13 protein-coding genes and 3 tRNA genes are annotated in these 15,256 nt (G+C 34.3%); 7 read left to right on the forward strand and 9 right to left on the reverse strand.

The window, feature by feature from the left end; all coding sequences use genetic code 11:
* Positions 1-72: 72 nt before the first annotated feature.
* Together BMW63_RS07985 and BMW63_RS07990 are read left to right on the forward strand one after the other, a co-directional pair.
* Positions 73-1,785: a PAS domain-containing protein gene (locus BMW63_RS07985; RefSeq protein WP_074722937.1), complete on the forward strand. Its 1,713-nt coding sequence runs from the start codon at positions 73-75 to the stop codon at positions 1,783-1,785.
* A gap of 4 nt (positions 1,786-1,789) precedes the next feature.
* Positions 1,790-2,194 (forward strand): response regulator, encoded by a 405-nt coding sequence (locus BMW63_RS07990; protein ID WP_074722938.1) that lies wholly within the window; start codon positions 1,790-1,792, stop codon positions 2,192-2,194.
* A 188-nt stretch (positions 2,195-2,382) separates the two neighbouring features.
* On the opposite strand, the gene rpsT is transcribed toward BMW63_RS07990, so the two are convergent.
* The 5 genes from rpsT to proS all read right to left on the reverse strand — a co-directional run bounded on the left by rpsT (position 2,383) and on the right by proS (position 4,528).
* Positions 2,383-2,634: a 30S ribosomal protein S20 gene (gene rpsT, locus BMW63_RS07995; RefSeq protein WP_016991462.1), complete on the reverse strand. Its 252-nt coding sequence runs from the start codon at positions 2,632-2,634 to the stop codon at positions 2,383-2,385.
* 35 nt (positions 2,635-2,669) lie between these two features.
* Positions 2,670-2,741 (reverse strand) — tRNA-Glu (locus BMW63_RS08000).
* 41 nt (positions 2,742-2,782) lie between these two features.
* A tRNA-Glu gene (locus BMW63_RS08005) sits at positions 2,783-2,854 on the reverse strand.
* A gap of 46 nt (positions 2,855-2,900) precedes the next feature.
* Positions 2,901-2,972, reverse strand: a tRNA-Glu gene (locus tag BMW63_RS08010).
* Between the two features lie 77 nt (positions 2,973-3,049).
* The gene (gene proS / locus BMW63_RS08015; RefSeq protein WP_074722939.1) at positions 3,050-4,528 is read right to left on the reverse strand and encodes a proline--tRNA ligase; all 1,479 of its coding nucleotides are present in this window, start codon (positions 4,526-4,528) and stop codon (positions 3,050-3,052) included.
* A 101-nt stretch (positions 4,529-4,629) separates the two neighbouring features.
* Between proS and BMW63_RS08020 the strand changes: the two genes are divergently transcribed.
* The 5 genes from BMW63_RS08020 (at position 4,630) to BMW63_RS08040 (ending at position 10,159) form a co-directional block, all read left to right on the forward strand.
* Positions 4,630-5,613: a hypothetical protein gene (locus tag BMW63_RS08020; RefSeq protein WP_074722940.1), complete on the forward strand. Its 984-nt coding sequence runs from the start codon at positions 4,630-4,632 to the stop codon at positions 5,611-5,613.
* Between the two features lie 51 nt (positions 5,614-5,664).
* Complete coding sequence (locus BMW63_RS08025) at positions 5,665-7,167, forward strand: OmpP1/FadL family transporter (protein WP_074722941.1); 1,503 nt, start codon at positions 5,665-5,667, stop codon at positions 7,165-7,167.
* Between the two features lie 211 nt (positions 7,168-7,378).
* A complete protein-coding gene (rimO, locus tag BMW63_RS08030) occupies positions 7,379-8,692 on the forward strand; it encodes a 30S ribosomal protein S12 methylthiotransferase RimO (protein WP_074722942.1) in 1,314 nt (437 codons plus the stop codon).
* 55 nt (positions 8,693-8,747) lie between these two features.
* Positions 8,748-9,215, forward strand: coding sequence for a hypothetical protein (locus BMW63_RS08035; RefSeq protein WP_074722943.1), 468 nt, complete (start codon positions 8,748-8,750; stop codon positions 9,213-9,215).
* A 41-nt stretch (positions 9,216-9,256) separates the two neighbouring features.
* Positions 9,257-10,159 (forward strand): N-acetylmuramoyl-L-alanine amidase, encoded by a 903-nt coding sequence (locus tag BMW63_RS08040; protein WP_074722944.1) that lies wholly within the window; start codon positions 9,257-9,259, stop codon positions 10,157-10,159.
* Between the two features lie 169 nt (positions 10,160-10,328).
* Here BMW63_RS08040 and BMW63_RS08045 read toward each other — a convergent pair whose 3' ends face one another.
* The 4 genes from BMW63_RS08045 to BMW63_RS08060 form a co-directional block, all read right to left on the reverse strand.
* A complete protein-coding gene (locus BMW63_RS08045) occupies positions 10,329-11,336 on the reverse strand; it encodes an outer membrane beta-barrel protein (protein ID WP_245744920.1) in 1,008 nt (335 codons plus the stop codon).
* A 916-nt stretch (positions 11,337-12,252) separates the two neighbouring features.
* Positions 12,253-12,663 (reverse strand): hypothetical protein, encoded by a 411-nt coding sequence (locus BMW63_RS08050; RefSeq protein ID WP_074722945.1) that lies wholly within the window; start codon positions 12,661-12,663, stop codon positions 12,253-12,255.
* Between the two features lie 11 nt (positions 12,664-12,674).
* Positions 12,675-13,619, reverse strand: a complete 945-nt coding sequence (locus BMW63_RS08055) for an NAD(P)H-dependent flavin oxidoreductase (protein ID WP_074722946.1) — start codon at positions 13,617-13,619, stop codon at positions 12,675-12,677.
* A 15-nt stretch (positions 13,620-13,634) separates the two neighbouring features.
* Positions 13,635-15,242: a S8 family serine peptidase gene (locus tag BMW63_RS08060; protein ID WP_074722947.1), complete on the reverse strand. Its 1,608-nt coding sequence runs from the start codon at positions 15,240-15,242 to the stop codon at positions 13,635-13,637.
* Positions 15,243-15,256: the final 14 nt, after the last annotated feature.

The following is a 15,256-nucleotide window of genomic DNA, read 5'->3' on the forward strand; positions in this document are numbered from 1 at the left end:
ATATTAATTGTGAGTTAAAAATAAGTGCGTAAAGGTGTCTTAAATTTCATTATAATTAATTACATTTGAGTAATGAAAAGCAAAACTAACCAGCTAACTATAACATATATCCTTATAGCCGTCTTCGTGGCTATCGTTTTTTATAAAATTTCCATAAAATACTATTATCTAGATTATTACAAAATTTTTAATTTTACAAAAGACCTCGCTTTAGTTTTTTTAACAGGCATGACCTTTAGATATATTCTATCCAAAAACGATAATAGAAACAAAATTATTTTTGAAAAACTCAAGAAAACCAACGACGAAATTAAGGAGTCAAATGAAAAATATGACATCGTTGCTAAAGCAACTAGCGATACGATTTGGGACTGGAAAATCCAGAAAGACAAACTCTTTTGGAACAAGGGAATAAAAAGCATTTTTGGATATGATCAAGATCAGGTTGGAGAAAGTTCAAAATGGTGGTTTGACAACATACACCCAGAAGATAGCATTAAAATGTCGATTAAATTATATTCTTTTATAGAACAAAAAACCGAAAATTGGCAAGATGAATACCGCTTTAAATGCGCTGACAACTCTTATAAATATGTACTTGACAAAGGATTTCTTCTAAAAGATGAAAATGGAAAGGTAATTAGAATGATTGGTGCCATCCAAGATATCACAAAACAAAAGAAAGAAGAACTCCGACTTAAATTATTAGAAACCGTAATTGTTCAAACAAAAGACTCAATAATTATTACAGAGGCTAATTTTAACAAAACTAAATTACCCAAAATAGTTTACGTAAATCCTGCTTTTTCAGTTATGACAGGTTATTCTGTTCATGAAATCACTGGAAAATCTCCAGATTTATTGAGAGGCATCAATACCGACAAGGATAATATCAAAAAAATAATAACCTCAATAAAAAACAGAGAAGAAAGCGTAATTGAAATAATTGCTTATAAAAAAAACGAAGAGGAGTTTTGGTTGCGATTTTCCATGATTCCGATTTACAATTCAGAAAACGAACTATCGCACTGGGTCTCGATACAAAGAGATGTCACTGAAGAGAAAAAGCAAGAAATAGAAAAAGAACACCTCATACGAGAGCTAACTAAAAACAACAAAGATTTAAAGCAATTTTCTTATATCACTTCCCATAACCTTAGAGCACCTTTATCGAACTTAACCGGCTTATTGAATTTAATAGAAGACATCCCCATTGAAAATTCAGAATTAAAAGAAATATTACATGGCTTCAAGAACTCAACCAACCTGCTAAACGAAACCGTAAACGACCTGACAAAAGTCATGATCATAAAAGACAACCCTTCTACTAGAAAAGAAGTAGTTGTATTAAAGGAAGTATTTGAAAAAATACAAAGCCAACTCATCTTTTCAAGTCACACCCATCAAACTATATTGAAAGTTAATTTTGAAAACGCCCCTTTATTAGAAGCCAATAAATCGTATATAGAGAGTATTCTACTGAATCTTTTGACAAATTCCATAAAATACAGATCAGAAAATAAAATTTTAGAGATATCGATATCTACACATCAAGCTGAAAATCAAGTAATCTTCATTTTTACAGACAATGGAATTGGAATTGATTTAGAAAGAAATCGAGATAAAGTTTTTGGGCTTTACCAAAGATTTCACAACTACCCCGATAGCAAAGGGCTGGGCCTGTACCTCGTAAAATCGCAAGTTGAAGCCATGGAAGGATCCATCAGTATTGAAAGCGAAGTCAATAAAGGAACTACTTTTACCATAACATTCAAAAACAACTAAAACAATGCTAGACTTAATTTTATGCGTTGATGACGACCCTATAACTCTAATGTTAAGCAAAAAAGTAATTTTCAAAACTACTTTTACACATGAAATAATTACAGCACAGAATGGAGAAGAAGCCCTTCAATTCTTCGACTCAATCAGACACAAAGGCGCGGATTTCAATATACGACCTCAGTTAATATTTTTGGATTTAAACATGCCCGTAATGGGCGGATGGGAATTCTTAGATTCTTTCAATAGCCTAGCTTATTCTGATTTTAATACTACCACAAAAATCGTGATCCTTTCGTCAACAATTGATCCAGCAGATTTAGAAAAAGCAAAAACATACCCCATGGTCATTGATTTTCTATCAAAACCCATTACTCTATCCATGCTGGATTATCTATCAAAAAAAGTATAATAAAAACTATTAAGACAGGAAGATAGCACAATGACAGACTCCGTGAAGCAAGTAGCAATATTACACTTAACTATTGTCGCTCCACAGGTTTTCAACGTGACAAACTTGACCCGTCTTAACTTAAAAAAAGACATAAAAAAAGCTCCTAGAAAAGGAGCTTTTTTTTATAATATATAAAAATGTAATAATTACAATTTAGAAACGTGTTTCGTTAATTTAGATTTTAAATTAGACGCTTTGTTATCATGAATGATATTCTTTTTAGCCAATTTATCAATCATAGAAATTACATTTGAAAGTTTAGATGTAGCATCTACCTTATCAGTTGCTATTCTTAATGCTTTGATTGCATTACGAGTAGTTTTATGTTGGTATCTGTTTAATACTCTTCTCTTTTCGTTACTTCTGATTCTCTTTAGAGCTGACTTATGATTTGCCATTTTATTATTTTTTTTCTTTTACTATTCTTTTTTTGTAGTCCGTAAGGGAATCGAACCCCTGTTACCAAGACGAAATCTTGGCGTCCTAACCCCTAGACGAACGGACCATTATCCTCCTAAGTTTTTTTTCAATCTAAAATTGAAATTGTAGTCCGTGGGGGAATCGAACCCCCCTTTCCTGGATGAAAACCAGAGATCCTAACCGATAGATGAACGGACCATTTCCTTTTAAAGTTCAGGAATACTTTTTAGCAAGACAAAAATTGTAGTCCGTGGGGGAATCGAACCCCCCTTTCCTGGATGAAAACCAGAGATCCTAACCGATAGATGAACGGACCGTGCTTCTGTATTGCGGATGCAAAAATACAACTATTTTTTAGATGTACAATAGCAGAGGCAAAAAAAATATTTTTTTTTAATACGCCTTAGCAAATAGAACCCTTCTAACAGAAGGATTACCAGTGAGAATACAGCTTCCCGAGGCTAACACGCCATCTAAAGGAATACATCTGATAGTAGCTTTAGTCAGATCCTTGATTTTCTCTTCAGTCGCTGCTGTCCCATCCCAATGCGCTGATACAAAACCACCTTTGTCATTTAAAACCGATTTAAACTCTTCAAAACTGTTCACTTCAGTGATATGAGTGTCTCTATAATTTAATGCTTTATTAAACAAATCTGCTTGAATTTCTTCCAACAAATCGCTGATATAAGTTGCAATTCCATCTTTAGATTGTACTTCCTTTGTTAAAGTATCTCTTCTGGCTACTTCAAAAGTTCCGTTTTCTAAATCTTTTGGTCCAACTGCAATTCGAATAGGCACCCCTTTTAATTCCCATTCAGCAAATTTAAATCCGGGTTTTTGAGTTGTTCTATCATCGTATTTCACCGAAACATGCAGTTTTTTCAACTCTGCCATTAAAAAATTGACCTCAGTAGTGATTTCTGCTAACTGATCGTCCGTTTTATGTATTGGTACAATTACAACCTGAATAGGTGCTAAATTAGGTGGCAAAACCAATCCTTTATCATCAGAATGTGTCATTACTAAAGCTCCCATCAATCGTGTTGAAACTCCCCATGAGGTTCCCCATACATATTCTTGTTTCCCTTCGGCATTTGCAAACTTAACATCAAAGGCTTTTGCAAAATTTTGACCCAAGAAATGCGAAGTACCTGCTTGTAATGCTTTTCCGTCTTGCATTAATGCTTCAATACAATAGGTCTCTTCTGCCCCTGCAAAACGCTCTGTCTCCGTTTTGATTCCTTTTACGACTGGAATAGCCATGAAATTTTCGGCAAACTCAGCATATACGTTCATCATTTTCTCTGATTCTTCAATAGCCTCGCTTCTTGTAGCATGTGCCGTATGCCCTTCTTGCCACAAAAACTCAGCAGTTCTCAAGAACAATCGAGTTCTCATTTCCCATCGAACTACATTAGCCCATTGATTGATTAACAAAGGTAAATCCCTATACGATTGCACCCATCCTTTGTAAGTAGACCAAATAATCGCTTCACTTGTAGGTCGAACAATAAGCTCTTCTTCTAGTTTAGCGTTAGGATCTACCATTAACTTACCTGGTTTGTCAGGATCATTCTTTAACCTGTAATGCGTGACGATCGCACACTCTTTTGCAAATCCTTCTGCATTCTTCTCTTCTGCCTCAAACATGCTTTTAGGCACAAATAAAGGAAAATAGGCATTTTCATGACCTGTTTCTTTAAACATTCGATCCAACTCTGCTTGCATTTTTTCCCAAATGGCATATCCGTATGGCTTTATCACCATACAGCCTCTAACTCCCGAATTCTCAGCTAAATCAGCTTTTACAACCAGTTCGTTATACCATTTTGAATAATCTTCTGATCTTGTAGTAAGGTTCTTACTCATATTGAATAGTTTGGCACAAATTTTGCATTAATTTATTTATCTAAATAGTTTAGCAAAACTAACTATTTTTGTACTTCACAACAATAAAAAACCTTACAGATATGAAAACTATTATTTTTTCATCCAAAAAAGCCTTCCTTTTCGCTCTTATTGGAATTTTAAGTCTTTTGGCAGTCTCTTGTGGCTCTTATCAAAATAGCTCTTACTACGAAAGAGACGGAATTTACGATAACACTTCAAATCGAGCAGTGAATATGGAACCCCAAAGAACCCAGAGCAATCAATACAAAGATTTTTTTGGATCTTTGCAAAACAATGATCAAAATACTGAGATTTTTACAGATATAGACAATTACAGCGATTATAACCCCGAAAACGACTCTGCACAGGATAATACCAATTATGCTGGTTGGGGCAGTAACTCTCAAAGTGTAAGTATCAATGTTTATGATAACAATTGGGGCATGAACAATTGGTATGGAAACAATTGGGGATGGAATGGTGGTTTCGGCTGGGGTATGAACAATTGGTACGGAAACAACTGGGGATGGAATGGTGGTTTCGGCTGGGGTATGAACAATTGGTACGGAAACAACTGGGGTTGGAATGGCGGATATGGATTTAATAACTATGGCTGGAACAATTGGTACGGAAACAACTGGGGGTATAATAATTACTACACCAATCGTAATTACTCTAACAATACAAGCAGAAGAGGTTCTTCCTATTCAAATTCTACAAACACAAGCAGAAATTACAACCCAACTTCAAGAACTTTTTCTCAGGACAGAAGCAGAACCAATAGAAGTTCTAACAACATTGATTTTAGAAGAAGTACAAATACAAACAGAACAAACGGTAATTTTAATAGAAGTAATACAAACCAGAACAACTCTTATAATACTCCTAGCAGAAGTAGAACCAATACAAATAGTTCTAGAAGAGAAAATACGGCTCCAACTAGAACATACACTCCTGCATCTAATAGTTCCAGAAATCAAAGCTACTCTCCGAGCAGATCTAGCTCTTCAGGTTCCAGTAGCGGCAGATCATCTGGAGGAAGTTCAAGACGAGGTGGGCGTTAAAACACGATGATCTTTAGACTTTTATATTAAAAACTTTATTTGTAAAAAAAAATGAAAAAATATTTATTTATATTAATCGTAGGTTTGACATTTAGTACTGTAAAATCACAAGAGGTTACTGACGCATTGCGTTACTCTCAAGATAACCTAAACGGAACAGCTCGCTTTAGAGCAATGGGAGGTGCATTTGGCGCTCTTGGAGGTGACCTGTCTTCTTTAAATGTTAATCCTGCGGGATCGGCAGTTTTCATCAATAACGAAGTCACCGTCACTTTAAGCAATAACAACATAAAAAACAATTCCAATTATTTCGGAACAACAGCTACTGATAATAGTAATTCCTTTGACTTAAATCAGGCTGGAGGCATTTTTGTTTTCAACAATCAAAACCCAAGTAGCGACTGGAGAAAGTTCTCAGTGGCCGTAAATTATGAAAACACCAATAATTTTAATAATTCTATTTTCTCAGCAGGTACCAACCCAAACAATTCTGTTGACGGTTATTTTTTAAACTACGCCAATGGTGTTCCGTTAAGTACTCTTGAAAATTCAAGCTATGGCAGTTTAAATAATGGCGCACAACAAGCGTTTCTAGCATACAATGCTTATATTATTAATCCATTAAGTAATGATCCAAACAACACCGCCTACAGTTCAAATGTACCAGGAGGCGGAAACTATTACCAAGAGAACTCAATTACCACTGAGGGCTACAACGGAAAACTCTCTTTTAATGCCGCTACCTCCTATAAAGATAAACTATATATAGGTATAAACTTGAATTCGCATTTTACTGATTTTAGAAAATACAGTAGTTTTTACGAAGACAATAACGCTCCTTTAACTCCTGATTATACTGTCTCTAAATTGCGATTTGATAATGATTTATATACTTACGGGACAGGATTTTCTTTTCAACTGGGAGCAATTGCAAAAGTTACTAATGAAATGCGCTTAGGTTTAGCATATGAATCTTCAACATGGTATCACTTGAGCGATGAATTATCTCAGAAACTGGTTTCTGTAAGCAGCAGTTCAACAGCAGATGACATCAATGATGTTTCAGATCCAAGAATCACTAATGTTTATGCCCCATACAAGTTACAAACACCAAGCAAACTTACAGGAAGTTTTGCCTATGTTTTTGGAACAACAGGTTTAATAAGTATTGATTATGCTATAAAAGATTACAGTAAAACGAAATTCAAACCTGAAAGCGATTTGTATTACAATGGTTTGAACAACTATATGATTAACACACTGGACAATACGGGAGAGTTAAGAATAGGTGCTGAATATAAAATTGAAAAATTGAGTTTAAGAGCCGGATACCGTTTTGAGCAAAGTCCCTATAAGAATAAAACAACCGTAGGTGATTTAACTGGATACTCTGGAGGTTTAGGTTATAATTTTGGCTCGACCAAAGTTGATTTATCTTACGCTTACGCAAAAAGAGATTCACAACAAGGGTTCTTTGCACAAGGTTTTACTGATGGACCCACTATCAATACCATCACAAATAATGTAGCATTAACATTACTATTTGAACTGTAATTGATCGCTCAAAAAAAGAATATTAAACCGTCTTGTTCCTTTTTTAGCAAGACGGTTTTTTTTTAGCCCTAATAGAATGATATCCAACGCATTTTTTTTGCGTGGATATAGCGTATAGCAGGAATAGCTCCATAAATATATACTAAAAGAAAGTCAAACAAAGTTCTGTTTGAATAAAAAACCGTAATTTTGCACTCCAATTTACAAATCTATGAGAACCAAGTCATTAAAAAAGAATAAAATAAACGTGATCACTCTAGGGTGCTCTAAAAACATATACGACAGCGAAGTGCTGATGGGTCAACTACGCGCAAACGGAAAGGATGTTGCACATGAAGCTCCAGTTGCCGAAGAAGGAAACATTATTGTTATTAATACCTGCGGATTTATTGACAATGCAAAGGCTGAATCAGTAAACATGATTTTAGAATATGCAGATAAAAAAGAAAGAGGATTAGTAGATAAAGTATTTGTTACCGGATGTTTATCAGAACGCTACAGACCTGATTTAGAAAAAGAAATACCTAATGTAGATCAATATTTTGGCACGACTGAATTGCCTGCATTATTGAAAGCTTTGGGTGCTGATTATAAACATGAGCTATTGGGAGAACGGTTAACCACTACTCCAAAAAATTATGCCTATCTAAAGATTGCCGAAGGTTGCGACAGACCATGTAGTTTTTGTGCTATTCCAATTATGCGAGGAAAACACGTATCGCAAACTATTGAGAAACTAGTCAAAGAAGCCGAAGGATTAGCAAGAGATGGCGTAAAAGAGTTGATCTTAATTGCACAGGACTTAACTTATTATGGTCTTGATATTTATAAAAAACGTAATCTTGGCGAATTGCTAGAAGCCTTAGTAAAAGTAGAAGGAATCGAATGGATTCGTTTGCACTATGCCTTCCCGACCGGTTTCCCTATGGATGTTTTGGAGATCATGAAACGTGAGCCAAAGATTTGTAATTACATCGACATACCATTGCAACATATCTCAGATTCTATATTGAAATCAATGCGTCGTGGAACAACTCAAGAAAAAACAACTAAATTATTAAAGGATTTCCGCGCAGCAGTTCCAGAAATGGCGATTCGCACGACTTTAATCGTAGGATACCCAGGAGAAACACAAGAAGATTTTAACATCTTAAAAGACTGGGTTCAGGAAATGAAATTTGACAGAATGGGTTGTTTTGCTTATTCTCATGAAGAAAACACGCACGCATATTTGTTAGAAGACGATGTTCCAGCTGATGTAAAACAAGACCGTGCAAATGAAATAATGGAATTACAATCTCAAATTTCATGGGATTTAAACCAATTAAAACTAGGTAAAACATTCAAATGTATTATCGATAGAAAGGAAGGTAGTCATTTTGTAGGAAGAACGGAATTTGACAGTCCCGATGTAGATAACGAAGTACTAATTGACGCCTCAAAACATTATTTAAAAACAGGAGACTTCGCAATGATAAAAATCATTGAAGCCACTGAATTTGATTTATACGGAGAACCTGCTTAAATTTTTCTTATTCCGTAAAAGACACTATTTAACAATCTTTTTTTTTTAAATAACTATGAAAACAATTCAAATATTATCCGTTTTGACATTTATGTTATTATCCATAGATACTGTTTCGGCACAATATGGGAACAACAGCTATGGTGGTGGTAGTTATGGAAACAACGGATATGGCGGCAATGGAAGAATGAGCCAAATGAATCAAGGCCAAAGCCAGGAAAAACCCAAAGAAATTCCTGTCGAGGTAACTGTCGGCAAGATAATGGACAAGTTAACTCCAGAACTTACGCTTGATGCATTGCAAGAAATTGCCATATCAAATGTTTTAAAAGAAAGTATCAGGTCACAAGGCATTTTATTAAAAGCTGAAACTGGACAAGAACAAAAAATAAAAGAAATTCAAGCCCTTTCAGAAACTACAGACCGCAAAATTAATGAGTTTTTAAATGAGGATCAAAAAATAAAATACAAAGCATTGAACGAAGAAAGTAGTACTAAAAAAAAATCAAGAAGAAATAGATAATTATTTTTTCAACCGAAAAAGCCCCTTTATCCTTTTATAGTATGCAAAAATATTTTTACTCCATAATTATTGCTGTTGTTATTGCTTCATGTTCTACGAATCCCTACAAGGCAAGCGAAAAAGAATATGACACTAAACTAAAAACTTTTAAAGAAGCAATTTCAAATAAAGAGCCTGAGCCGTTACCCATCGTTTCAAAAACAATAATAAGTATAGATAATGTATACACAAAACAACTGTATACCTTTAAGGACACTATTTCCAAAATGGGATCTACCGCTTTAGACAACGGCATCCATACTGAATGGATAGGCACAGTAAATTTCAATTTACGAAAACCCAATTACATTATCATTCACCACACAGCACAAGACTCTATTCAACAAACGATAAAAACGTTTACTGTGACCAGAACTCAAGTAAGTGCACATTATGTTATTGCAGATGATGGTAGCGTAGTACAAATGTTGAATGATTATTTGCGTGCATGGCACGCCGGAAGAGGTTCATGGGGCAAAGACACAGATATCAACTCCTCATCGATAGGAATTGAACTTGATAATAATGGGACCGAAGCTTTTTCTGAAGCTCAAATTACCAGCTTAATGTCTCTTTTAAGCAAACTAAAGAAAGAGTATAATATTCCAACTCAAAATATCATAGGTCATTCAGACATCGCTCCTACCCGTAAAAATGATCCAAGTGCACTATTCCCATGGAATATATTGGCTGAAAACGGATTTGGTGTTTGGAAGAGTGACACCATGGAAACAGCTCCACTTAATTTCAATCCAGAACTAGCACTTCGAATCATAGGATACGACACTAAAAATCTTCCCGCCGCTATTAAAGCATTTAAGTTACATTTTGTCCAAACAGAAGTTGATTCAATTTTAAACGAAAACACTATAAATACAATTTACTCGATTTACAACAAACAGTAAAAAGTAATTAAAATACATCCTAAAACAGTTCTATGACAGCTCAAAAGAACTGTTTTTTTTTTATATCTAAGTTTATATCGTCCCTTATCAAAATTAAGTTATTACAATAAAAAAAACTGCCAACATACTAATTAGAGTACCTTGGCAGTCAAAAAAAAAAATTATAAATTTAGAATCCGTAAACCATCGCTAAAGCAAATTGCGATGCAGACTTTGTAGCATTTCCATTAGATTTTTCAAAAATTTCATTCGAGCCATTATCTAATCTCAACTCAGGAATAAAAGTCAATCCACCCGTTTTTAAATTAGCCGTCAATGTTAATGCAGTTACTGAATCATCTCCAGATCCTTCTTTAAACTTAAAATACTCACCACGCAAACCTAAACTGAATTTCTCTGTTACATCTACTGCAGGATATAGAGCTAAACCAGTATATCCTACTTTACCTTCATTAGAGAAATCAGCAGCATTCAAACCTAATTTGAACTTATCAGCCAATTTGAAAGAAGCCGTTAAGTCAATTATAGTGCCACTAACAGAACCATCCATAAAGTTAAGATAAGCACTTATTCCTTCAGAAGGAGCAATAGATAACTGAGCTCCAAATGCATTTAGGCCTTTAATTGGATCTGCCTTATAAGAATTCCAAGAATCATTAAAAGCACCAACCATAATCCCTACTTTATCAGAGATCGAATAATTTACTTTAACGCCAGCATTTTGAAACGGTCCATTAGTAAATAAGTAAGAGGTTGAATAATGAAAATTTGCCAATGGTGATATTACTTCATATCCAATAAAAGTACCCATATAACCCGCTGTGAAACTTAATTTCTCAGTTGCAGCATAAGTTGCATATAAGTTTTGAATGTGAAAAGTATTTCCATCAGTTCCATCACCATTAGGTATAGACTGAAATTGACCTCTTGGACCAAAAGAAACTTCACCCACAAAAGATGCTTTACCCGTTGTTTTTTTCAAAGCGATATCAAGCATCCCTAAAGAAACTGAATTTTGATCAGTTGCAAAACTCGTTCCTATATTTTCCTTCTTAGCAAAATCATATTTATAATAAACGTCTGCAGAACCTGAAATTTCTAGTGGAGTATCCTGTGCAAATGCTATGTTCCCCGTCAGCGCTAAAGCTAAAATTACAATTACTTTTTTCATCATCATTTTGTTTTGGTTATTTATTATTTTGGTTATTCATTATACTTAAATTGCCATTTATCGGCTCTCTTCTGGGACGAATTTATTAACTTTTATTATACTTGAATAAATTAATTATGACTTTTTGATTTGATTTTGAAAGAATTATAGATAACAAAAAATCACTTCGAAAAAACAAGAAATATCTAATTTTGCCGATATAAAACTACTAAATTCATAATCTCATTTTTACAAAAAACATCACTATTTTGTATTTATTAATACGACACCCCCCCTATTTTACCTGTATTAAAATAATTAAAAACAACATTTAACCGTACATAACCCCTATTAAATTACACCTTAAGAAATAATATTATAATATCAGTGACGTTAAAAATATTCGAATTTAGATACAGAAAAATAAAATCACACAGCTATTAAATTTCATCTTCAGCTCTAAATTGAAAGAAAAAATAAAATATACTAGAGTGTTAAACTGTCACATTGATCATTAAAACACGACACATAAAACACCCGTGGAAACCATCCTATTGAATTACATTTCAAAGACTTTCGATACTTCTAAAACCACAAATAAATTATATAAGTTTCTGATACTAGATCAGTATAGAAAATTCAAATTGCGAGTTGTAAATTCAGTTCTACATTGCGAGATTCATCGAAATTATTCCAAACCAAGCGCTTAATTATGGTTTTTGATACTCCGAAAACCATTTTACATGGGAAAACTGTTAATGTTATGAAGAAAACATCAAACCCATTTTTTAATTTGCAAAAAAAATAGTACGCACGAAAAAAGCGATTGAGAATAGAATTTACCCTATTCAACAATCGCTTATCATATAAATTCATGTCGTAGCTTTACTTTATTTAAAAATACCCTCAAACATACAGTAGCTTAATTACGATTTCTCTGACTCTATAAATTAAAAATATTATAAACAATAATCCGATTTCCGTAATTAATATATAGTTGCTTTCTATTATCCTGATTTTTCCTTGTTATTATAGAAAGAGTACAATCATCTCCATTATTATCCTTACAGGTAAAGGAATAAACAACATCTGTATCATTTTCCTCAATTGGCTGATACGATATAATTTCAAATAATTGAATAATTTCCGAGTAAATTACGATTCTATTTTTATTGGTATCTAATGAAACGACAACATTTACCAATTGTAAGTCAGACCATTTTGCCCATTTCCCTTTTTCGTTTTTTTCCAAAACACTAACGCCTGAAGTTTTGAATTTGTAATTCTGACAATAGACCTGTGGTAACCCTATTCCTAAGAATAATAAAACTATATACAATTTAATTTTCGTCATTATTTCACTAATTAAAAATCAAGAGCTACTATTTCTTTTCTTGCCGCATTATAATCTTCCATCATTTCTAAAATGATTCCTTCTGCTGACTTTATTTCATATATCAAGCCCGCAATTTGTCCAATTTCCAGCTCACCTTCAACTAGATCCCCTTCAAACATCCCTCGTTTTGCCCTTGCTCTACCTAACAATGTCACTAATTCATCCTTTGTTGGACATTTCTCATATAAATTTTGCAAATCCTGAAAGAATTTGTTTTTTATTAATCGGACTGGCGCCAATTCCTTTAACGTAAGCTGGGTACCCCCTTCTTTCGTTTCTATTATCGTTTTCTTAAAATTGTCATGTGCCGATGATTCTATCGATGCCGCAAACCTACTACCCACCTGAACACCATCTGCTCCCAATACCATTGCTGCAAGCATACCGCGCCCGTTTGCAATACCTCCTGCTGCAATAACAGGAATTTTTATTTGCTCTTTTACCATCGGAATTAGCGTAAAAGTAGTAGTTTCATCCCTTCCATTATGACCACCCGCCTCAAAACCTTCGGCAACTATAGCGTCAACACCAGCGTTTTGTGCTTTTAAGGCAAATAAAGTACTACTAACTACATGCACTACCGTGATACCATTTTCTTTTAAATACGGAGTCCATGTTTTTGGATTTCCTGCCGAGGTAAAAACAATTTTAACTCCTTCTTCGACAATAATTTTCATGATTTCTTCAATGTTGGGATACAACATCGGAACATTCACTCCAAAAGGCTTAGATGTTTCTTTTTTACATTTCTGAATGTGTTCACGTAATACTTCCGGATACATAGACCCCGCTCCTATCAATCCTAATCCTCCCGCATTACTTACCGCACTGGCGAGTTTATGTCCACTTACCCATATCATTCCTGCTTGAATAATCGGATATTTTATATTAAAAAGTTTTGTAATTGTATTCATTTACTAGCTTGGATATTATTGTTTTATTATTTTTCCGATTTTCGAAAAAGTCTCTGATTCAATTTTATAAATATAAATTCCGTTGCTTAATGACTTCAATGAAAAAGTATCCACTTTATTATTCACTTGATGTTCTAAAACTTTCTGTCCTAAAACAGTATAAAAAACAACCATTCCTTTATTAAAACTTTCTGGAAATTCAACCGAAATAAAATCAGACGTTGGATTTGGATAAGCAACAAAATAATTCTTAGCAGGATTTTTTTCAGAAAGAGTTAAAGCCAAACTAAAATCAGGAATGCCATAACCATATTGAGCTGTCGGTACCGTATACCTATCTGCAGATTGAATAATTAATGCTATGATTTCTTTATTTGTTTTCGTGGGGAATGCCTGCCAAAAGGAAGCGACCATCCCTGCCATTATGGGCCCTGAAAACGAAGTTCCATTTGCAGTTACGATATCACCATATTGATTAGATAAAACTGCGGATACTCCTTGCGCCATTATATCTGGTTTTATCCTTCCGTCGTAAGATGGCCCAATCGAGCTAAAAGAAGCTCTTGTTTCTTCTGAATTAACAGCCCCAATTGCAAGAACAGATACTGCATCGGCTGGAGTTCCGATATGAGCATTAGAAGTATTGCCTTCATTACCGGCAGAAGCAACAACAATCATTCCTCTACTAAAAGCAATTTCAGCTCCTCTAGATATAAAAGCTGTAGTTCCATTCATCTCACTATAGCTATGGCTATACGCGGCATTGTCGTATTCGAAGTACCCCAAAGACGTACTTATAATATCCACCCCTAAACTATCTGCTTTTTCAGCCGCCTCAACCCAAAGTGATTCCTCAACTGGGTTCTCGCTTCTAACATCCTCTGTAATAAATAAGTAGTAAGATGCATCTGGAGCAGTTCCTACCAATTTATTTTCCGTATAACCTCCCATAGTTGAAAGGACTGATGTTCCGTGAGAGTCTGAAGTATACACATCTGAGTCTCTCGATACAAAATTATAACCTCCTAGAATTTTATTATTATCTCTCAATCTCTGAAAAGGCTGCGTTGTATTTACTCCTAAAAATCCTGCATCTAGTATTGCGACTACCTTTCCATCACCAGTATAATTTTGTTTATGCAATACGTCGCCGTTAAGCATCTTAATTTGATTATCAGATGTACCATAAGCATAATCTATTTTTGTCTTTCTGGTCTTACGTTGTTCTTTTTGCTTAAATAGTTTCGCTGTTTTCCCTACTTGATTTAATGTTTTGTTAGCGAAATCTACTTTATCCACAAAAGCGAATCCTTTTAACGAATTAATTAAGGCTTGAGAACCTCGCACATGTAGCGCATTCATCCATTTTGATTTTGCCATAACAGAAATCCCCGATACTGATTTAACCTGACTTATGTAAGTGGCATCAACAGGAACATCTTTAAAATCGATTGCTATATTTTGAGTTATTCTTCTATCCAAAGCTCTTTGAGATAGCATCAGTAAAGGGGATTCAAAATAGGATTGCTGCTTAGATTTAGCATTGAAATAAACCCACGCCTCTTCCTGAGAAAAAGCTACTGTACTAAGGGATAATAATAAGAATAGAAAAAACTTTTTCATAGTCAACTTTTGCA

Source organism: Flavobacterium frigoris, assembly GCF_900111075.1.
Classification (GTDB): domain Bacteria; phylum Bacteroidota; class Bacteroidia; order Flavobacteriales; family Flavobacteriaceae; genus Flavobacterium; species Flavobacterium frigoris.